This is a genomic window from Streptacidiphilus sp. EB129 (genome assembly GCF_041262645.1).
Taxonomy (GTDB): Bacteria; Actinomycetota; Actinomycetes; order Streptomycetales; family Streptomycetaceae; genus Streptacidiphilus.
In genome coordinates this window covers 13,485-33,533 of record NZ_JBGCCS010000028.1, presented here as the reverse complement: position 1 = coordinate 33,533, position 20,049 = coordinate 13,485, and the positions used below count along the sequence as shown (strand labels likewise).

General features: G+C 70.5%; 18 protein-coding genes, 1 pseudogene and 2 riboswitches. Of the genes and pseudogenes, 10 read left to right on the top strand and 9 right to left on the bottom strand.

All coding sequences use genetic code 11. The annotated features are described in order from the left end of the window. Window positions 1-40 precede the first annotated feature (40 nt). Window positions 41-1,477, bottom strand: coding sequence for an ATP-binding protein (locus ABH925_RS27725; protein ID WP_370151975.1), 1,437 nt, complete (start codon window positions 1,475-1,477; stop codon window positions 41-43). Window positions 1,478-2,062: 585 nt separating this feature from the next. Here ABH925_RS27725 and ABH925_RS27720 point away from each other — a divergent pair. Both ABH925_RS27720 and ABH925_RS27715 read left to right on the top strand, forming a co-directional pair. Then, complete coding sequence (locus tag ABH925_RS27720; RefSeq protein WP_370151973.1) at window positions 2,063-3,103, top strand: nitroreductase family protein; 1,041 nt, start codon at window positions 2,063-2,065, stop codon at window positions 3,101-3,103. A 129-nt stretch (window positions 3,104-3,232) separates the two neighbouring features. Then, a complete protein-coding gene (locus ABH925_RS27715) occupies window positions 3,233-5,599 on the top strand; it encodes a glycoside hydrolase family 65 protein (protein ID WP_370151971.1) in 2,367 nt (788 codons plus the stop codon). A gap of 32 nt (window positions 5,600-5,631) precedes the next feature. On the opposite strand, the gene ABH925_RS27710 is transcribed toward ABH925_RS27715, so the two are convergent. Beyond that, complete coding sequence (locus ABH925_RS27710) at window positions 5,632-6,030, bottom strand: hypothetical protein (RefSeq protein ID WP_370151969.1); 399 nt, start codon at window positions 6,028-6,030, stop codon at window positions 5,632-5,634. Window positions 6,031-6,117: 87 nt separating this feature from the next. Here ABH925_RS27710 and ABH925_RS27705 point away from each other — a divergent pair, with 87 nt between their 5' ends. Together ABH925_RS27705 and ABH925_RS27700 are read left to right on the top strand one after the other, a co-directional pair. Further along, window positions 6,118-6,855 carry a beta-phosphoglucomutase family hydrolase gene (locus ABH925_RS27705; RefSeq protein ID WP_370151967.1) on the top strand — a complete coding sequence of 246 codons (738 nt, stop codon included), beginning with the start codon at window positions 6,118-6,120 and terminating at the stop codon, window positions 6,853-6,855. 166 nt (window positions 6,856-7,021) lie between these two features. Continuing rightward, complete coding sequence (locus tag ABH925_RS27700; RefSeq protein ID WP_370151966.1) at window positions 7,022-7,789, top strand: response regulator; 768 nt, start codon at window positions 7,022-7,024, stop codon at window positions 7,787-7,789. A gap of 34 nt (window positions 7,790-7,823) precedes the next feature. Here ABH925_RS27700 and ABH925_RS27695 read toward each other — a convergent pair whose 3' ends face one another. Further along, window positions 7,824-9,587 carry a GAF domain-containing protein gene (locus ABH925_RS27695; RefSeq protein WP_370151964.1) on the bottom strand — a complete coding sequence of 588 codons (1,764 nt, stop codon included), beginning with the start codon at window positions 9,585-9,587 and terminating at the stop codon, window positions 7,824-7,826. Between the two features lie 372 nt (window positions 9,588-9,959). On the opposite strand from ABH925_RS27695, the gene ABH925_RS27690 reads away from it, so the two are divergent. The 4 genes from ABH925_RS27690 to ABH925_RS27675 all read left to right on the top strand — a co-directional run bounded on the left by ABH925_RS27690 (window position 9,960) and on the right by ABH925_RS27675 (window position 12,518). Further along, window positions 9,960-10,364 carry a hypothetical protein gene (locus ABH925_RS27690; protein ID WP_370151962.1) on the top strand — a complete coding sequence of 135 codons (405 nt, stop codon included), beginning with the start codon at window positions 9,960-9,962 and terminating at the stop codon, window positions 10,362-10,364. Between the two features lie 67 nt (window positions 10,365-10,431). Then, window positions 10,432-11,691, top strand: a complete 1,260-nt coding sequence (locus ABH925_RS27685) for an SPFH domain-containing protein (protein ID WP_370151961.1) — start codon at window positions 10,432-10,434, stop codon at window positions 11,689-11,691. A gap of 53 nt (window positions 11,692-11,744) precedes the next feature. Continuing rightward, window positions 11,745-12,176 carry a CBS domain-containing protein gene (locus ABH925_RS27680; protein ID WP_370151959.1) on the top strand — a complete coding sequence of 144 codons (432 nt, stop codon included), beginning with the start codon at window positions 11,745-11,747 and terminating at the stop codon, window positions 12,174-12,176. A gap of 30 nt (window positions 12,177-12,206) precedes the next feature. Next, window positions 12,207-12,518: a hypothetical protein gene (locus tag ABH925_RS27675; RefSeq protein ID WP_370151957.1), complete on the top strand. Its 312-nt coding sequence runs from the start codon at window positions 12,207-12,209 to the stop codon at window positions 12,516-12,518. A gap of 92 nt (window positions 12,519-12,610) precedes the next feature. Here ABH925_RS27675 and ABH925_RS27670 read toward each other — a convergent pair whose 3' ends face one another. The 6 genes and pseudogenes from ABH925_RS27670 to ABH925_RS27645 all read right to left on the bottom strand — a co-directional run bounded on the left by ABH925_RS27670 (window position 12,611) and on the right by ABH925_RS27645 (window position 17,410). Then, window positions 12,611-12,889: a hypothetical protein gene (locus tag ABH925_RS27670; protein ID WP_370151956.1), complete on the bottom strand. Its 279-nt coding sequence runs from the start codon at window positions 12,887-12,889 to the stop codon at window positions 12,611-12,613. Window positions 12,890-13,013: 124 nt separating this feature from the next. Continuing rightward, window positions 13,014-14,144: an LLM class flavin-dependent oxidoreductase gene (locus ABH925_RS27665; RefSeq protein ID WP_370151955.1), complete on the bottom strand. Its 1,131-nt coding sequence runs from the start codon at window positions 14,142-14,144 to the stop codon at window positions 13,014-13,016. A 73-nt stretch (window positions 14,145-14,217) separates the two neighbouring features. After that, window positions 14,218-14,418: pseudogene (locus ABH925_RS27660) on the bottom strand (LLM class flavin-dependent oxidoreductase); the annotation flags it as partial. Window positions 14,419-14,495: 77 nt separating this feature from the next. After that, entirely contained in the window at window positions 14,496-15,872 is a 1,377-nt protein-coding gene (locus tag ABH925_RS27655) for an NtaA/DmoA family FMN-dependent monooxygenase (RefSeq protein ID WP_370151953.1), read from the bottom strand. Between the two features lie 21 nt (window positions 15,873-15,893). After that, a complete protein-coding gene (locus ABH925_RS27650) occupies window positions 15,894-17,117 on the bottom strand; it encodes an LLM class flavin-dependent oxidoreductase (RefSeq protein ID WP_370151952.1) in 1,224 nt (407 codons plus the stop codon). Between the two features lie 170 nt (window positions 17,118-17,287). Beyond that, window positions 17,288-17,410, bottom strand: a complete 123-nt coding sequence (locus tag ABH925_RS27645) for a putative leader peptide (RefSeq protein WP_370151951.1) — start codon at window positions 17,408-17,410, stop codon at window positions 17,288-17,290. A gap of 39 nt (window positions 17,411-17,449) precedes the next feature. Then, a riboswitch (SAM riboswitch) is annotated at window positions 17,450-17,562 on the bottom strand. Window positions 17,563-17,735: 173 nt separating this feature from the next. Then, window positions 17,736-17,844, top strand: a riboswitch (SAM riboswitch). A gap of 322 nt (window positions 17,845-18,166) precedes the next feature. On the opposite strand from ABH925_RS27645, the gene ABH925_RS27640 reads away from it, so the two are divergent. Both ABH925_RS27640 and ABH925_RS27635 read left to right on the top strand, forming a co-directional pair. Beyond that, window positions 18,167-19,195 (top strand): amino acid ABC transporter permease, encoded by a 1,029-nt coding sequence (locus tag ABH925_RS27640; protein WP_370151950.1) that lies wholly within the window; start codon window positions 18,167-18,169, stop codon window positions 19,193-19,195. Then, window positions 19,192-20,010 (top strand): amino acid ABC transporter ATP-binding protein, encoded by an 819-nt coding sequence (locus ABH925_RS27635; protein WP_370151949.1) that lies wholly within the window; start codon window positions 19,192-19,194, stop codon window positions 20,008-20,010. The genes ABH925_RS27640 and ABH925_RS27635 overlap by 4 nt, the downstream gene beginning before the upstream one ends. Window positions 20,011-20,049 lie beyond the last annotated feature (39 nt).

Below are 20,049 nucleotides of genomic sequence, written 5' to 3'. Positions count from 1 at the left end.
ACCAGCCCGCGTGAGTGCCAGTCTGCTGTCTGTGGACTGGTCAGGTCTGCCAGGCGGCGAGGAGATCCTGTGGCCCCCAGTGGGCGGCAAGTGGGACGTTGTCGGTGACTCCGCAGCGGGAGACCGCGACCAGGGGTGTGTCCGGGTCGGCGCCGGGGACGGCGGAAAGGTCGCGGACCAGTGCGTCGTACTCGCGCCGTCCGAAAGGCTGGGTCTCAAGCCACTTGACCGATCCGAGGAAGTGGATCTGCTGGGCGACCGGGTCGCGGTCGGCTCCGACAAGGTCGATCTCGGGGTTGTTCTGGCGGTTCCACCAGCCGCCGATGGCCTCGGTCTGCGGCCACCGGTCATCGGGCAGCAGGCGCAGCAGGGCGTCGCGGACGACGGGCTCGACCGCGCGTCCGCGCCAACTTGTCCACGATGCCTCGATCCGGCGCAGGGCGATGTCGCCGCGGCCTCGTTCGATCAGGGGGATGCCGCGTTGGAGGAAGGCGAGCCAGAAGCGCAGGTAGGGGTCGGCCACACGGTAGCGCTTGTTCTTGGTGTCGGGCTTGGTGGACAGCGGACTGTCGGCGGCCAGGACCCTTTTGTCGAGCAGGGTGTTGAGGATCGGCGACAGTGTGCCCGAGGCGAGCGGGGAAGCCCCGCCCGCCTGGGTGGCGATCGCGGTGAAGGTGCGCTCCCCGCTGCCGACCGCTTCCAGGACGGCGCGGGAGTGGGAGGCCTCGGGGAACTCTCCGAGCAGTGACAGTTCGCCGGCGATCAGCAGCGGTGAGAGCGGGTTGGCGACGGACGCCTTGAGGTAGTCGGTGCGGTTCATTCCGGGCTGCCATGCCTGGACGACCTCGGGAAAGCCGCCGGTGATCAGCAGCGCGTCCACCGCGTCGGCGGCGTCCAGGCCGGTCATCTGCGCCACGTCAGCCAGGTGCAGTGGCTGGACCGTCATCTTCGCGGCCCGTCCGAAGAAGGGTCGGCCGTGCGACTGCAGGGCCTCCATGACCGACATGTCGCTGCCCACCAGGATCAGCAGGACCGGCTTGGCGGACAGGTGCCGGTCCCACACGGTCTGCAGCGCGCCCTCGAACTCGCGGTCCTGCTCGACCAGCCAGGGCACCTCGTCGATGACCGCGATACTGGGCGTGTCGTCGGGAACCGCCAAGGCCAGAGTGCGTAGCGCCTGGTTCCAGTCCGAACTGTGCAGGCCGGCCACTGTATCGGCCCCGCTCAGGCCTGACTGTGCCAGGGTCGCAGCGAACTCGGCGCGCTCCGCCACCGGGTTGCGCCCCCGTGTGGCCTGGAAGACCACATACGGTGCTCCCGAGCGGTCGCAGAACTCCTGGACCAACCGGGACTTGCCTACCCGTCGCCGCCCGGTCACGATCACCGCGCGACCGCGGGTGCTGCCGCGACCCTGGGTGATCTGCAGCAGTTGCCCGTCGAGCAGCTCAAGGTCGGAGACCCTGCCCTTGAATTGCATGAGCGTCCTATTTACATAGACTAGATCTAACTTAGATTGAATCTTACATTCAAGATAGCGCTCTCCATTGAGCTCGGTCAACGGCACGCTCCGGGTGGGGGCATGCCTCCCCCGCTCGGATCCACGATTGCCATCCTGACCTGCAGATTCTTCGATCGCACCAGCGTCCCGTGCTGTCCCTGCGACGCGGGCCCGCATGGGTCACGTCCCTTGACGGGCACCATTTGCCGAGCAGCAGGCGCTCATCGATGAGAGGCGCATGCAGCAACGCATGAAGCTCTGAACGTGTCGCGTCGGGATCGGTCATGGTGGTCTCCGGCGTAGTGGTGGCCGCCCATCAGGCACAGACCCAGTACTCTCGCGGCGCCCTGGCCGGCTACGTGTGGACACTGGGTCGTGCCAGTGCAGCACACGCACTGCCCGGTCGCCGTGCTGCCGGCGGGGTGACCTTCGTGGCCGGGCCGCATGGGGCGCGAACGCGCGACCATCGGCCGCCGGTCCGGGACCTTCGGCCTCTGCCGGTGGAGCCCCGCGCCGCTGAGGCTCGAGGTACACGTCGATGCCCCATGTGAGGAGGGGATCCCTGTGCAACGGCAGCCGGTCCTGAACGCAGCCGCGCTGGAGACCCTGGTCTCCGCCGCGATCATGGCACCGTCGATCCACAACACCCAGCCGTGGCGGTTCCGTCTGGCGCCGCACATCCGCACCATCGAGGTCCGTGCCGCCCCCGAACGTGCGCTGCCGCTGGCCGACCCCGACGGGCGGGCTCTGCACCTGTCCGTGGGCGCTGCGGTCTTCAACCTGCGGGTCGCCGCCGCCCACTTGGGCTGGGAGCCGATGGTGCGACTGCTGCCCCGGCCCGGCGAGCCGGGCCTGCTGGCCACGGTGCGACTGGTCGGCCCGGCGTACACCGCTCCGCCGCCCCGGCCTGATCTGTACAAGGCCATCTGGCAACGGCACAGCAGCCGTCTGCCGTTCACCGGCGAACCGGTTTCCGAAGCCGTGCTGGAGAAGCTGGTCGCGGCTGCCCGCGCGGACGGAGCCGAGCTGCGGCTGCCCGGCAAGGTGGAGTCCTCGCGGCTGCTGTCGCTGACGGCGGACGCCGAACTGCGCGCCACCGGGGACAGTGCGCGGCTCGCCGAGACCCGGTCCTGGCTCAGGGACTCGGACGAGGGACCCTTCGGCCTCCCCTACACGGCACTTGGCCCGCGCGACGCCGAGGCCCGGGTACCGATGCGGGACTTCACCGGTCTGGATCTCCGCCACTGGCAGCCGTCGGCACAGTTCGAGGAGCACCCCAGGCTGCTACTGCTGTCGACGCGTGACGACCGTCCGGCGGACTGGCTGAGCGCCGGACAGGCCCTGCAGCATGTGCTGCTGGTGCTGACCCTCCACGGCCTGCGGGCCTCGATGATGTACCAGGCGCTGGAGTGGTCCGATCTGCGCTGGCTGCTGCGCGACCCCTCGTCCTCCGGATGCTGCGAACCCCAGATGCTCCTGCGCATCGGCTACGGCCCGGAAGGCGCGGCAACACCCCGTAGGCCGGTGGAAGACGCCCTGGCGGCACCGGACGTCGTGGCCCCGGCGGGGCGCAGCCCCGATCGGGCCGCCGCCCTTGAGCGGTGACCGCCTCCGGGGCCGGCACAGGACCGTCCGAAGCCAACCGGGTTGCGGACGAAAAGAACCCGCAGCCCTGTGCGGACCACGCAGGCCGCACCTGGGCACCCATGGCGACCACCTCATCGGAGGCCTGTGATGATCAGCCATCCGGCGTACACCGTCGAACCCTGGTGCCTGCGGGAGCGCGAGCTGGACCTGGAGGTGCTGGCGCAGAGCGAGTCGGTGTTCACCCTCTCGAACGGGCATGTCGGCTGGCGCGGCAACCTGGAGGAGGGTGAGCCGCACGGGCTGCCGGGCAGCTATCTCAACGGGGTCTTCGAGTTCCGGCCGCTGCCGTACGCGGAGGCTGGCTACGGCAATCCGGAGTCCGGCCAGACGATCATCAATGTGACCAATGGCAAGGTGATCCGGCTGCTGGTCGACGGTGAGCCGCTGGACTTGCGCTACGGCCGGCTCCTCGGTCACGAGCGGGTCCTGGACTTCCGGGCCGGGGTCCTCCTGCGTACCGTCGAGTGGACCGCCCCCTCGGGCCGTACCGTCAGGATTCGCTCGACCCGGCTGGTGTCACTCACCCAGCGGGCGATCGCCGCGATCACCTACGAGGTCGAGGCGGTCGACGCGGAGATCCGGGTGGTGCTGCAGTCCGAACTGGTCGCCAACGAGCAACTGCCGGTACGGGAGGGCGACCCCCGGGTGGCCGCCGCCCTGGACTCGGTGCTGCAGCCCGAGGAGCACCACGCGGTGGGCAACCGGCTGCGGCTGGTGCACTGCACGGCCCGCAGCGGACTGCGGGTCGCGGCGGCCGCGGACCATCTGGTCGAGGGACCGGACGGTACCGCTGCTTCCGCGGAGAGCAGCCCCGACGTGAGCCGTCTGACCGTCACCTCGCTGCTCCGGCCCGGAGAGCGCCTGGTCGTGCGGAAGACGGTCGCCTACGGGTGGTCCGCGGTCAGATCACTGCCCGCCGTCCACGATCAGGTGGAGGCCGCGCTGGCCGACGCGGCCGAGATCGGCTGGGAGGGCCTGCTCGCTCAGCAGCGCCGGTACCTGGAGGACTTCTGGGCGCGGGCGGACGTCGAGGTGGAGGGCGACGCGGAGATCCAGCAGGCTGTCCGGTTCGCGCTGTTCCACGTGTTGCAGGCGGGCGCCCGCGCCGAGGAGCGGGCGATCCCGGCCAAGGGGCTGACCGGTTCGGGCTACGACGGTCACTGCTTCTGGGACACCGAGACGTACGTGCTGCCGATGCTCACCTACACCGCACCCCATGCGGTGGGGCACGCGCTGCGCTGGCGGCACTCCACCCTGCCCGCCGCGCTGGAGCGGGCCGGGCAACTGGGTCTTGCGGGGGCGGCGTTCCCCTGGCGGACCATCAACGGTGAGGAGTGCTCGGCGTACTGGCCGGCCAGTACCGCGGCCTTCCACATCAACGCGGACATCGCGGATGCGGTGCGGCACTACACCTCGGCGACCGGCGACCTGGTCTTCGAGCGGGAGGTGGGGGTGGAGTTGCTGGTGCACACCGCCCGGCTGTGGCGCTCGCTCGGCCACCACGACAAGCACGGGGTGTTCCACCTGGACGGCGTCACCGGGCCCGACGAGTACAGTGCGATCGCTGATGACAACATCTACACCAATCTGATGGCCCAGCAGAATCTGCGCGCAGCAGCTGAAGTGACGGTGCGTCATCCGGATCTGGCGGCACGGCTCGGCGTGGACGACGAGGAGACCACCACCTGGCGGGAGGCCGCCGACCGGATCGCGCTGCCTTTCAACGAGGACCTCGGGGTGCACGAGCAGTCGGCCGGTTTCACCACCCACCAGGTCTGGGACTTCGCCGGAACCGGGCAGGACCGCTACCCGTTGCTGCTGCACTTCCCGTATGTGCAGCTCTACCGCAAGCAGGTGGTCAAGCAGGCCGACCTGGTCCTGGCCATGGAGCGGCGCGGTGACGCGTTCACCGCGGAGCAGAAGTCGCGCAACTTCGCCTACTACGAGGCGCTCACCGTGCGCGACTCCTCGCTCTCCGCAGGCAGTCAGGCGGTGCTCGCGGCCGAGACCGGCCAACTGCGGCTGGCCTACGACTATCTGGGCGAGGCGGCGCTGATGGACCTCGCCGACCTGGAGCACAACACCCAGGACGGCATCCACATCGCCTCACTGGCCGGCACCTGGTTCGCACTGGTGGCCGGCTTCGGCGGCATGCGGCACCACGGGGACGCGCTGGCCTTCTCCCCACGGCTGCCCGAACAGTTGAGCAGGCTGGCCTTCGCCGTGCAGTTCCAGCAGCGCTGCGTACGGGTGGACATCACCCATCGGGAGGCCGAGTACACGCTCCTGGAGGGCACCGAGCTGGAGATTCAGCACCACGGCACGCCCCTGAGGGTGACCAAGGACGCCCCCTGCCGAGCACCGGTGCCGGAGGCACTCCCGGGAGCGGAGCCGTCCCAGCCCTGCGGCCGAAGCCCGGCCCGCCGTGGCTGGGCCGCCGACCAGCGGGACTGAGACCGCGCCCGGGCGCCGGGCGCGGAGCCCGGCTACCAGGCGTAGACCCGCGAGATGATCTGATGGCGGATGGCCTGCTCCGGCCCCGGATAGCTGACCATGACCGGCACGCCGTTGGGATCGCGGCCCTCGACCCACTCGAAGTCTTCGGCCGACCGCGTGGCGGTGTGGGCGTCCCGGCGCTTCAGGCTCTCTTCGCAGCGCCGCAGTTCGGGCAAGCTCGTAGCGGTCCAGATCACGCACTGGACGCCGATACCGCCCACGACGTGGGGCGCGCGTGGGCCGACGGACCGCAGGTACAGCTGCGACCCGTCGCTGCCGGCCAGCAGTGCGGCGGTGCTGCCGGCGACGGTGACCACGCCGGTGCGCCGAGTTGTGGGCGGCCCTCGCAGTCCACTCTTCCTGCGGGCGCCGGCCGTGTCGTGGGCCATGCGGGACCGGGAAGTGGCCGATCGGCCCTGCACCGCGAGGCTGCCGACCCCGCGCCGAACACCTCGATCGCGGGCAAGGTGGACAGCATGACGAATCTTGGACTTCCCGACGGTATCCGCGCCTGCCTGTTCGACCTCGACGGCGTGCTCACGCGCACGGCGACCGTCCACGCGGCAGCCTGGAAGTCGATGTTCGACGACTTCCTGCGCCGACGGCAGGGCGAGGGCTTCCGGCCCTTCGACCCCGTCGCCGACTACGACGCATACGTCGACGGGCTGCCCAGGGCTGACGGAGTGCGGGCGTTCCTCGCCTCCCGGGAGATCCGCCTGCCCGAGGGCGACCCGCACGACGAACCGGAGCGGGAGACGGTCCAGGGCCTCGGCGCGCGGAAGAACGCACTGGTACTGAGGATGATCAAGGAGCAGGGGGTCCAGGCGTACGCGGGCTCGGTCCGCTACGTCGAGGCCGCCAGAGCGGCCGGACTGCGGCGTGCCGTGGTCTCCTCCAGCGCCAACTGCCGCGACGTGCTGGTCGCCGCAGGTATCGCGGACCTCTTCGAGGTCCGGATCGACGGGGTGGTCGCCGCCGAACAGAAACTGCCGGGCAAACCCGCACCGGACACCTACCTTGCCGCGGCCCACGCCCTGGGGGTGGTACCCCGAGGGGCGGCCGTCTTCGAGGACGCTCTCGCGGGTGTGGACGCCGGGCGGGCCGGCGGCTTCGGGTTCGTCGTCGGGGTGGATCGGGTCGGACAGGCCGAGGACCTGCGAGGGCACGGGGCCGACGCCGTGGTCCAGGACCTCGAAGAACTCATGGCCCTATGACGTCGGACCCGGAGCACGCACCACCGGCCGAAAGGCCCGAAGGGGCCGAAGAGGCCGAAAGGGCCGATCGGCCCTGTCCGGACCATGGGCCGCAGGGCCATGCTGAAGCCATCGGGCTGTGCGTCCCACCCGGTGCCCGCTGCGGCAGAACCCTGCGAGGAAGCCCATGAACGAAGCCGGCTCCGCCGCAGCACTCGACCCGTCGCAGCCGATCCGGGTGTTCCTGCTGGACGACCACGAGGTGGTCCGGCGAGGAGTACGCGACCTGCTGGAGGCCGAGGACGGGATCGTGGTCGTGGGCGAGGCCGAGACCTGTGCCGAGGCGCTGGTCCGCATCCCCGCGCTGCGTCCGCAGGTCGCCGTGCTGGACATGCGTCTGCCGGACGGCGACGGCGTCGGTGTGTGCCGGGAGCTGCGCTCGCGGATGCCGGAACTGGCCTGCCTCATCCTGACCTCGTTCGACGACGACGACGCGCTGCTGGATTCGATCATGGCTGGGGCCGCCGGCTACGTACTGAAGCAGATCAAGGGATCCGACCTGGTCACTGCCGTACGCACGGTCGCCTCCGGCCGCTCCATGCTCGATCCCGAGACCACCTCGCATCTGCTGGCCTCGCTGCGGGGTGGACAGGAACCGCCGGCTGCGGACAATCCGGTCCTGGCCCAGCTCTCCGAGCGGGAGGTGGGCATCCTGGACCTGATCGGCGAGGGAATGACCAACCGGGAGATCGGCCGTCGGCTCTTCCTGTCCGAGAAGACCGTCAAGAACCACATCTCCCGGATCCTGGCCAAGCTCGGCGTCGAGCGCCGCATCCAGGCCGCGGTGCTCGTGGGCAACAGTCATGACAGGGACCTCGAACGGCCACGGCCGACCCCCTCCGCCCCGACGACCCGCGCGACCCGCACCGTGCCCTCGGACGCGTCCGGACGCTGATCCGCCTCGCCCGCGGACCAAAGTTGACGGACTGTCAGTTCTGCTTCAGTGGAACCTGCCAGAGCAGTCGGGTACCGCGCGGGACCGCGGGCGCCACGGCGAAGGTCCCGCCGCACCGCTCCGCGCGTTCCGCCAGATTGGCCAGGCCGCTGCGGGTGACCCGGTCCGACGTGCCCCCATCGGACATGCCCCCGTCGGACATCCCCGCCGCCGGCATTCCCGCCCCGTCGTCGGTGACGGTCAGCGTGAGATCCGTCCGGGACGCCGACACGATCACCTCGACGGCATGTGCCCGGGCGTGGCGGGCGACGTTGCTCAGCGCCTCGGCGAGCACCGCGAGGAGGTGCTCCGCCACCTCGCCCGACACCTCGGTGTCCAGGAGGCCCTCCATCCGCAGACCAGGCGTGCAACCGAGGCCGGCGACCGCCTGTTCGACCGTGTCGACCACGCGCGTGCGCAGACCGTGGCCGCTGGGCCCACCGTCCCGGACCCGCAGCCCGAAGATGGTCGAGCGGATGATCTTCACGGTGGCGTCGAGATCGTCCACGGCGCGCTGAACGCGTTCGACGGCCTCGGGGTGGTCGATGAAGCGCTCCGCGCTCTGCAGGGTCATGCCGGTGGCGAAGAGGCGCTGGATGGCCAGGTCGTGCAGGTCGCGGGCGATCCGGTCACGGTCCTCGAGCAGCAGGATCTGCTCGGTGTCGCGGCGCCGCTCGGCCAGCTCCAGCGCCAGTGCGGCCTGTCCGGCGAAGCCCAGCAACGGCCCCGCGTCCTGCGGGGTGAACTCGGGACATCCCATCGCACGGGCGAGCATCAGCACCCCGCGCACCCCTCCCTCGTCGGTGCCCATCCGCACCGCCACGGCGGGTCCGATGCCTTCCCAGCGCAGCGGCCCTGCCGAGATCCGCGCGTCCTCGTTGACGTCAGCGCTGATCAGCGGCTGCCCGGAGCGCAGCGCGGCCCCCACGAAGGACCCCTCGCCAGGCAGCACCAGCCCCCGGTGCGCCTCTGCCGTCTCACCGAGGGCCAGTTCCACCACCAGTTCCCCGGCCTCGCCCACCGGGAGGGCGATCACGGCCAGATCGGCCTCGGCGATCTCCCGGGCACGGTCGGCCAGCAGGCGCAGCACATCAGCATGCGGGACCCCGGACAGCAGGCCGTTGGTGACCTCCGCGCTCGCGGTCAGCCAGCGCTCCCGCGTACGGGACGCCCGGTAGAGGCGGGCGTTGTCGATCGCGACGCCGGCTGCCACCGCGAGCGCGGACAGCACCGACTCGTCCTGGCCTCCGAACTGACCACCGGCCCGCTTCTCGGTGAGATAGATGTTGCCGAACACCTCGCCACGCACGCGGATGGGTACCCCCAGGAAGGAGTGCATCGGCGGATGGTGGGGCGGGAAGCCGTACGAGGCGGGGTGCGCCGCCAGTTCCGGCAGTCGCAGCGGGGTGGGATGGCGGATCAGCTCGCCCAGCAGGCCGTGACCTTGCGGCAGCGGCCCGATCGCCGCCACCCGCTCGTCGTCCAGGCCCACGGTGATGAACTGGGACAGCCGGGCGTGCTGGCCGATCACCCCCAGAGCCCCGTAGCGCGCATCGACCAGTACCACCGCCGCCTCCACGATGTGCCGCAGCACCTGGTCCAGCTCCAGCTCCCGGCCGACCGCCAGCACCGCCTCCAGCAGGCCGTGCACCCTGTCACGGGCATCCCTGGCCAGCTCCAGACGGCCCTGCAGCTCCTCCAGCAGGTCGTCCAGCTTCAGGTCGGTGGGAATGTCGTCTGCCTTGCCGATTCCGGTCACGCGGGCCTCCCTGGCACTGCTGCACACCCGATCGCCACTGACATCGAGATCAGTCCCATGGCAGGGGCACCCCGGGCCGCTCCGGCGGCGGTCCGGCCGCTTCGGTCATCCACCGGGGGTCCACCGGAGTCCTACCCATCCTTCCCCGGTCCACCCGGACGTGTTGACGGCATCGGGGCCGCTCGGCCCTCCCGGCGGGGCCCATCGGCCCCATCGCGCGGGGCGGGGCCGTCGTACGCTGGTGGCGAGGGAAAACGCACGATCAGAGCGTTCCGGAGCATGTCCGCCCGATGCTCACCCGCATGTTCGCCCCCGTGTTCGCCCGGCCCCTGCGAACCCCCAAATCCCGTGTGTTCTCCTGGAGGCCCGGTGATGATCCTCTGGATTCTCTGTCTCGCCCTGATCGTGGCGGCTGGTTCCTCCTTACCGATCGTGTGGATCGCGGCCATGCTGCTGACCGTCCGGGTCGGGGCCATGAACGGGCACCGGCACGAAGCGGGGCGAGCGTCCCGAAGCCGGAGTCCCGCACGTCGGGAAAGGTCGGTGATGCGCATGGATGTGCCGGGCGACGCGGATCAGAGTCCGATCGGGATGATCGGGCAGGTGACGGTCTCTATCCCCTCCGGCGGGCTGGGTGAGGTGCTACTGCCGCTGCGCGGGGGCACGGAGGCCTTCGCCGCCTGGGCCGACCAGCCGATCGCGCGGCGCACCCGTGTCCTGGTTGTGGAATGCCCTTCGGCACGTTCGGTGATCGTCGTTCCGCTCCCCGTCGATTAGTTCAAAGTCGATTAGTTCAAACTTCATCTACTTCTGCAGTCGGTCTCCAGTCTCACCAGGAGTCACCATGTTGTTCTGGCATGTTCCGGCGCCGAACGAGGCGCTCCTGATCTCCGGTTCCAAGCGCCAGGCTCAGGACACCCAGTTCCGTATCGTCACCGGCCACGGGTCCTTCGTGCTCCCCATCAAGCAGAAGGCCCGGATGCTGTCACTGGCCCTGCGCGAGGCGGAGATCACCGAGGACTGCGTCACCCAGCAGGGCATCCGCCTCAATGTCAGGGCCGTCACCGTCTTCAAGGTCGGCGACGACTCGGTGTCCATCGCCAACGCCGCCCGGCGCTTCCTGGCCGAGCAGGACCGGATGGAGGAACTGGTCGGACGGATCTTCGCGGGCCATCTGCGGTCCATCATCGGCGGCCTGACGGTGGAGCAGATCATCCGGGAGCGGGACCGGGTCGCCCAGGAGGTGAAGGAGGGCAGCCACAGCGAGATGGAGAAGCTGGGCATCGTGGTCGACGCCCTGCAGATCCAGGAGATCGGGGACACAACCGGCTACATCACCAATCTCGCCGCCCCGCACGCCGCCGCCGTGGCAAGCCAGGCCCGAATCGCCCAGGCCCTGTCCGACCAGCAGGCCGCCGAACGCGAGCAGCAGGCCAGCGCGCTCAAGGCGCAGTACGACCGCGACACGGCCATCAAGCGGGCCGGCTTCGAGGCCGAGACCCAGCAGGCCAACGCCAGGGCGGCGCAGGCAGGTCCGCTCGCCGAGGCCCGGGCGTCCCAGGAGGTCATCGAGGAGCAGACAGCTCTCGCTCAACGCCAGGCCGACCTGGCCGCGCAGCGGCTGGAAGCCGAGGTGCGCCGTCCCGCCGACGCCGAGGCCTACCGTCAGCGCACCCTGGCCGAAGCCGCCCGCGACCAGGCGAAGTTCGTCGCGGAGGGTGACGCCTACCGGCGCACCACACTGGCGACCGCCGAGGCCCAGTCGGTGCGGGTCCAAGCAGACGGCACCGCTTACGCGGAGCGGGCCATCGCGGAGGCACAGGCTGCGGCGAACAGCGTCCGAGCCCGGTCGCTGGAGGGCGGAAACCAGGAACTCATCGCCGCCAACCGGATCGTGGAGAACCTTCCCGCCCTGGTCGACGCCGCCGCCCGAAGCCTGGCCGGTTCGAATCTGACCATCCTGAACGGAACCGAGGGCGTCAACCAGGTCGCCGCCGGCATCGTCGGCCAGGGACTGGCCATCCTCGACGCGCTCAGGAAGTCACCCACGGCGGCCTTCACCACCAACGGATCACGTCCTCTGCCGAGCCCGGTGGACAACTAGCGCCGCACCATCTCCAGGGCGGGGAACAGTCACTGACCCGAAGGGAAAGTTCCATGACCTCGCTTCGAACTCCCACCCACGATCCCAGCGCCGCCGAAGTCATGACCCCGGCGGACCTGCAGGTCAGTGATCACACTGCCGTCGACAAGGCAATGGCGATCCTGCACAGCGCCCACGTCGAGCATCTGCTGATCCGGGGCGACGACGGCCGATGCGTCGGCCTGGTCACCGGCGCCCAGCTCGACAGGTACCGGTCCCAGCCCTGGTACGGCCAGCATTCCCGGCTGCGCGACGTCGACCACGACAGCGGCCCGTTCGCCCGGCCCGACATGTCCGCACACTCCGCCGCCGCCGCGATGCGGGCGCGCGCCCTGAACGCCTGGCCGGTCGTCGACGACGACGGCTTCGCACTCGGCATCATCACCGAGGAGCGGCTGCGCCTGTTCACGGCACAACCCTCCGCTCGGCCCGCCACCGACTGCTGACGCGAATGTCGACTCCGAGTCTCCGAGGCCGTGATCGCGATGGATGAACAGGCTGACGGGCGCCGCCCGACGCCGTCGAATGCTGCGAGCACCCACGCCATGACGCAGTCGCCGGAGATGTTCAGGCAGGAGTCGGACGACCGGCGCCGGCACGAGGGCGAGGCCAGCGCGGCGCAACAGGCGCTCATCGACGCATTGAAGACCGCCGGGTTCAAGGCCGCGCCGTCGATGCACAGCCTGCTCGGTGCGTCCGTGGGCATCGACTGCACCGTGCAGACCGCCCGCGAACTCGCGGCATGGATCCGGGCAAGGGCATCCGCCGAGAAGCGGCAGGCGGAATGACGGTACGGCAGGCTCTGCGCAGGGTCCCTGTGCACCATCGCGGTCAGGGCCGGCCCGGCCCACCGTGCTGGTCGCCGACCTGCCCGCATCCGCTACCGGGCGGATGCGCCCCCGAACCTGCTCATCGCGCTGCCGACCGCGGCGTACACGACAGCCGGCAGGCCGAAGACCAGGACCGCGTGCAGCTTGGTGTTCATGACGGAGCCGAAGATGCCGCGAGTCCAGCCGGCGAGCCAGTCAGCGGCCTGCTGGATCAAGTGGACGATCGAGTTCCCGGTGTCGGCGTCGAAGAGGAAGAGCAGGATCCAGACAACCAGCAGGAGCGCCGCAAGATAGGCGGCCAATCCGATGACGCGTACGAGAGCACCCATGCTTCGCGCCTGCCCCCAACGGTCAGCGGAAAACATGAGTGTCAGCGTTCAGCCCTGGCTCCGGCACCGCTGACGCGTGGGACGTCGGCCGGCGCGGCGAGGGCCGTGACCGCGTGGGCCGTGGTCAGCGTCCCTCCCATTCCTCGGCCAGCAGCGCGTAGGACCGGACCCGGTCCTTGTGCTGGTGGGTGATGGTGGTGATGATCAGTTCGTCCGCGCCGGTGGCCTCCCGGAGCGTCTCCAGCTGGTCGGCGACCTGCGGTGGTGAGCCGACGAACTGGGTCTCGGTGCGGTCCGCCACCAGCGCCTGGTCCTGCTCGGTCCAGACGTGTGCGCGGGCCTCGTCGGGGGTGGGGAACGGGATGGCACCGTCACCGCTGCGGATGCTGCGCACCCACGGGCCGTAGCCGGTTGCCAGCTCCCGGGCGGTGGCCTCGTCCTCGGCGACCACGACGTCGGCGGAGACGCCGACGTAGGGGCGGTCCAGTTCGGCGGAGGGCTGGAAGGCCGCGCGGTAGCTCTCGGCGGCCTCCAGCACGGTGGCCGGGCTGACGTGGTAGTTCGCGGCGAAACGCAGGCCGCGTGCGCCGGCGATCTCGGCACTGATCCCGGCGCTGCTGCCCAGGATCCAGACCTGGAGGTCGGCGCCCTCGCCCGGCACGACATGTGCCTCGACCCCGTCCACCGTGGTGTAGGTGCCGGCGAGCAGGGCGAGGATGTCGGCTGTCTGCTCGTCGTAGGGCTGGGATTCGGCGCCCGGCAGTTGGAGCAGCTTCCGGTGCAGGGCGAAACGCGGGTGACGCAGCAGCTCCTCGTAGGAGAACCGGGCCGGGATCCGCAGGCCCCCCGGGGTACGGCCGTCGACGACGGTCGTCGCACCGATCAGGGCGGGCTGACGGGCGGTCGGCGCGGACCGGCCGCCGGAGCGGCCCAGGCCCAGGTCGAACCGGCCGGGGTGCAGCGCGTCGAGCAGACCGAACTCCTCGACCGTGGACAGGGCGGTGCGGTGTCCGAGCTGGACCGCGCCGGCCCCGAGCCGGATGGTCGAGGTCGCGGCCGCGGTGAGGGCGAGCACGACCGCGGGGGAGGTGCCAGCCACGCCGGGGTTGAGGTGGTGCTCGGCGAACCAGTAGCGCGCGTAGCCGAGGTTCTCGGCCTGCTGGGCCAGGTCGATGCTGTTGCGCAGGGCCTGGGTCGCGTCGGAGCCGGAGGAGATCGGGACGAGGTCGAGGACGGTGAGCGGGGTGTTGGCCATCAGGGTGTCCTTCGTCGGGGCGGCGGTGCGTCAGTGCGCCGCGGACGGGGCCGGGGCGGGTGCTTCGCTGACCGGGGTGGACCGGGGTGACCGGGCCCCACGGCCACGGCGGGTCGGGGATCTCCCGGCGCAGCGTGGGGGCGATGTCGGACTGGAACAGCTCCAGGCTGTTCCGGTGCTGGGCGTCGGTGAGGCCGCCGGCGTCGGCGTGCAGGTGCAGCACGCTGTGGCCGAACTGCTCGTGGCAGCGGTGCACCTTCTCGATCACCTCCCGGAAACGGTCCTGGGTCGACTTCTGCACGCCCGTCACCGGATCCGGGGCGTGCACGATCAGGGTGATGGCCAGGAACTTCACGACGCCACCGCCGTGTCGCCGCGTGCCGCGCGGGGTTCGCCGAGCCCGAGGTGGTCGCGGAGCGTCTCGCCCTCGTACTCGGTGCGGAACACCCCGCGCTCCTGGAGCAGCGGGACGACGCTGTCGGCGAACTCGTCCAGGCCGCCCGGGGTCAGATGCGGCGCGAGGATGAACCCGTCGCTCGCGTCGGTCTGCACGAACTCGTTGAGCGCGTCGGCGACCTGGGCCGGCGTGCCGATGAACGACTGACGCCCGGTCACCTCGATGATCAGCTCGCGGATCGAGAGGTTCTTGGCTTCGGCCAGCGCGCGCCACTGCGCGGCGATCGCCAGTGGGTCGCGGTGCATCCGTACGGAGGCCCGGCCCCGGGCGACGGTGTTCTCGCCGACGAGCGGGTCCAGGTCCGGGAGCGGCCCGTCGGGGTCGTAGCGGCTGAGGTCGCGGTTCCACAGCTGTTCCAGGAGCTTGATCGCGGTCTGGCCGCTGACCTGCTGGTGGCGGATCAGGTCCGCCTTCTCCTGGGCCTCGGCGGCGGTGTCGGCCAGGACGAAGGTGACCCCGGGCAGGATCTTCAGCTCGTCCTGGGAGCGGCCGTAGCGGGACAGCCGTCGCTTGACGTCGGCGTAGAAGGCCCGGCCCGCCTCCAGGGTGCCGTGCCGGGTGAAGATGGCGTCGGCGGCCGAGGCGGCGAACTCGCGGCCCTCCTCGGAGTCGCCCGCCTGGAAGATCACCGGGCGGCCCTGCGGGCTGCGCGGCACGTTGAACTGTCCGGCGATGTCGAACTGGCTGACGTGGTGGTCGAACCGGCCGGGCGTCGGCGTACTGAGGAAAACCCCGGACTCCTTGTCCGCCACGATCTCGTCGCCCCGCCAGGAGTCGAACAGCTCCCAGGTCGCCGTCAGGAACTGCCTGGCGCGCTCGTAGCGGTCCTCCTGTGCCAGGAACCCGCCGCGTCGGAAGTTCTCGCCGGTGAACTCGTCCCAGGAGGTGACCACGTTCCAGGCCGCACGTCCGGCCGACAGGTGGTCCAGGGAGGCGAACTGCCGGGCTACTTCGTAGGGTTCGTTGAACGTGGAGTTGATGGTGCCGGCCAGGCCGAGCCTGTCGGTGACGGCGGCGAGCGCGGCCAGGACGGTGAAGGTGTCGGGCCGGCCCACGACATCCAGGTCGTAGATCTCCCCGTTCTGCTCGCGCAGCCGGAGCCCCTCGGCGAGGAACAGGAAGTCGAACTTGGCGCGTTCCGCCGTCCGGGCGAGGTGGACGAAGGAGCTGAAATCGATCTGGCTGCCGGCGGCCGGGTCGCTCCAGACGGTGGTGTTGTTGACGCCGGGGAAGTGCGCGGCGAGGTGGATCTGCTTGACGGGTTTGCTCACGGCTGGTGCGGTCCTTCCGGCTCAGGCGAGGGCGCCGGCGGCGCTGGTGGCGTAGCGGTTGGCGGGACGCGGCAGGCCGAGCAGTCCGCGCAGGGTGGTCGCCTCATAGGCGGTGCGGAAGACGCTGCGGCGCTGGAGTTCGGGCACCAGGCGGCGGGTGATCTGCTCCAGGTCGTGGGGGATGGTGCCGGGCCGCAGCCGGAAGCCGGCGAGCCCGGCCTGCTGCCACTCCTGGAGCAGGTCGGCGAGTTCCGCGGGCGTCCCGGTGAAGACGTGGGCGTCGCTGGTGTACGGGCCGCCGGCGCGCTGGTCCAGGCGGGCCCTGCGGTCGGCGGCGGCGCCGGGGTCGCCGTCGAGGAAGACCACCAGGTCGCCGAAGATGTGCACGGTCTCCTCGGTGCGGCCTGCTGCCGCCTGTGCGTCGCGGATCTCGGCGACGATCGAGCGGGCTTCCCCGGTGTCGCGCGGGGTGACGAAGCCGAGGTCGGCCGAGCGGCCGACCAGGCGGTAGGGCTCGCCCCGGTGTGCCAGCGCGGCGACGACGGGCCGGCCCTGCGGCGGTCGCGGCGTGATGGACGGCCCACGCACGCTGAACCTGCTGCCCTCGAAGTCGATGTAGTGCAGCTTGCCGCGGTCGATGAACCGGCCGGTGGCGATGTCGCGGATCTCGGCGTCGTCCTCCCAGCTGTCCCACAGCCGGCGCAGGACCTCGACGTAGTCCTCGGCCTCGGCGAGGAGATCCCGAAGCAGTTCCCGTCCTGCCGGTGAGTCGAGCTCCCCGAGCCGCAGTTGCGGCAGCGGGCGCCGCCCGAAGTGTGCGGTCTCGTCAGCGCGTCCGGACACCTTCACGCGGATCCCGGCGCGGCCGTTGCTCACGAAGTCGAGGGTGGCGATCGCCTTGGAGAGGTGGAACGGCTCGGTGTGCGTGACGACCGCGGTCGGGATCAGCCCGATGTTCCGGGTCAGCGGCGCGATGCGGGCGGCGATCAGCACCGCGTCCAGTCGGCCCCGCACCTGGTCGGTCCGCTCGTCTGGTTCGGTGGGATGGGCGGACTGCAGGCTCAGCGAGTCCTCGACGGTGACCAGGTCCAACAGGCCGCGCTCGGCCTCGGCGACCAGGTCGGCCCAGTACCGGGCGGTGAACAGGGCCTCGGGCCGGGCGTCGTGCTCGCGCCAGGCCGCTGGATGCCAGCCGGATCCGTCGAGGGCGACGGACAGGTGCAGGGCTGAGTGAGGTTCAGGCATGGGGGACCGCTTCCTGTGCGGAGTGCTTCACTGCTGAAAGGGCGCGGGACGCGGCGCCTCGAACGCGGCAGCCGACGCCGAAGGCGGGCTGGGCAGGACGAGCGGGTGCGGCTGCGCGGGTCAGACGGCTGCGAGCGGCGTGGAGGCGCGCCGCGCGAGGGCGTGCGTCGTTACGCCGGACACAGCGCGGTGGTGACGCGCTGCAGATCGATGTGGCGCCGCGACGACCTGGTGGCGACCCGGCACTGGGCCTTGACAGTGACGACCGCGGACCGCTGAGGGGCTCCCCGCACTGTCGTCACCTCCTGTCCCGATCGGCTCGCATCGGTTCGAACTCGCGCTTGCGGCACCGTTTTCGGCTCCGCCGGGTCGTCACCTGGAGCACCCCACCGCGTGGGAGGGTTGCCGGTCAGCAAGCCAGGGCTTGTCGCTGACACTCATGACCTGGCTGCACCGTAACCCGGCACCGGTGTCGACCACAATCCTGTACGGTCGAACGCCGGTCATGCCGAAGGCGTTCCCAGCCTGAAGGCCTGCGGCGCGCCTGCCACCTGGTCTCAACTCCTGGTCGGGTGTTGACACTCCTTGCGGAGCGCACCTACGTTCGTGGATCAGAACGGTCATGAGCGTCAGCGACGAAGCCCTGGCTTGCTGACCGGCAACCCTCCGACGCGGTGGGGTGCTCCAGGTGACGACCGGACCGAATGACGATCGGTAAGCGCGAGGCCCGGTGGGCGGAATGGCGATGGTGACGGCGATGTACGCAGGTCCGGGGATGGCCGCATGGCGGCGCCACGGTCGTGCGGCCGCGTACCTGAGCCGCCACATCGACCTTCTCCGTGTCAGCAGCGCCCTGTGTAGGGCCTCCGGCAGCGCCCGCTGTCGCTGTCAGGGCTGACAGCTTCCTGCAGTACGCACGCCTCCTGCGGCGTGCCACCTCCCCCTTCCACCCGCGACGCGGCGTGCTCCGACACGCCCCGGGTGTGTTCACCGCACTGTGCGACAACCCCCTTGGCGCGAACGCAGTGCACCTTCGCCGGAGTCCATGTATGAATGAGTCTCTCGTTCCTGCCGTGCCGTCAGGTACCACGGATCCGCCCAGGGCGGAGCCGTCCCCGCAGCCCCTCACCGCTGTGCCGGTTGACCCCGGGCGGGCCGACCGTCCGCTGTCGGCACAGCGGGTGATCCCGCTCCGACGCCCGGGGCGCTGGATCACCAGCGCACTCGCCCTGGTCCTGGTCGCCCAGATCACGCACGGACTGGCCACCAATCCCTTCTACCAGTGGGACCGCTTCCAGTACTGGTTCGTGCGCCCGGTGATCACCCACGGCCTGGTCGTCACCCTGGAAGTGACGGCCTACAGCGCCGTGCTCGGGCTGGTGGGCGGCGTGCTGCTGGCGCTCGCCCGGCTCTCCCGCAGCCCCGTGCTACGCGTGACCAGTTGGATCTACATCTGGCTGTTCCGGTCGGTGCCACTGATCGTGGTCCTGCTCTTCCTCTACAACTTCAGCGCGCTGTACCGCACGGTGAGTGTCGGTGTGCCGTTCGGGCCCGCGTTCCTGCACGTCGACGAGTCGAAGCTGGCCACCGACATCGTGGTCGCGGTCGTGGGACTGAGTCTCAACGAGGCCGCCTACGCCGCCGAGGTGGTCCGGGCCGGCATCCTCTCCGTCGACCAGGGCCAGCACGAGGCGTCCGCCGCCCTCGGACTGCCCAGGCACTACCAGTTCGCCCGGATCGTCTTCCCGCAGGCGCTGCGGGCCATCGTTCCCTCCTACGTCAACCAGCTGATCGGCCTGGTGAAGAGCACCTCACTGGTCTTCTACGTCTCACTGCTGGACCTGTTCGGATCCGTCCAGAGCATGGGCAGCACCTATCCCGGCGACATCGTGCCGCTGCTGCTGGTCGCCACCGTCTGGTACGTGATCCTCACCAGCGTGATCTCCGTCGTCCAGTTCTACGTGGAGCGCCACTACTCACGCGGCGCGCTGCGGACCCTTCCACCGACCCCGCTGCAGCGGTTGCGCAGCGGCCTGTCCGCCCTGCGGGCGCGTGTCCAGAGGGAGACGGCGCTATGAGCACTGTGAAGACGGCCCTGTCGGAGCCGGCGACTCCCACGCGGACAGACGTCCGGCCGGCCGCGGTCGAGGTCCGCGACGTGCACAAGTGGTACGGAGCCCACCGGGTCCTCGACGGGATCGACCTGACGGTGCCCGCGGGTGAAGTCACGGTCGTCGTCGGTCCGTCCGGCTCCGGCAAGTCCACGCTGCTCCGCGTGATCAACCACCTGGAGAAGCCCGAGATCGGCCAGGTCAGTCTCAACGGCGAACTGATCGGTGTCCGCCGACACCGTGGGCGGCTGAAGGAACTGAGCGAACGCCAGATCCTGGTTCAGCGCAGCCGGATCGGTTTCGTCTTCCAGAACTTCAACCTCTTCCCGCACCTGACCGTGCTGGACAACGTGGCCGCCGCTCCCGTGGCCACCGGCCTGCTGCGCAAGCCGGAGGCGCAGCAGGTGGCGCGCACCCTGCTCGGCCGGGTGGGGCTGGCCGAGAAGACCGGCGCCTATCCGCGACAGTTGTCCGGCGGACAGCAGCAGCGGGTGGCGATCGCCCGCGCCCTGGCACTGGGCCCGGGTGTCATCCTCTTCGACGAGCCGACCTCCGCGCTCGACCCGGAACTCGTCGGGGAGGTGCTGGCCGTCATCAAGGACCTCGCGACCAGCGGCACCACCCTCGTCGTCGTCACCCACGAGATCGGCTTCGCCCGCGAGGTCGCGGACCAGGTCGTCTTCATGGACGGCGGCCGGATCCTCGAACAGGGCCCGCCCGACCAGGTGCTGGACCACCCGCAACACCCGCGCACCAGAGAGTTCCTGAGCAAGGTGCTCTGACCCGCAGGGCCCGACACCCGGGCACCGTCGAACCGTCGA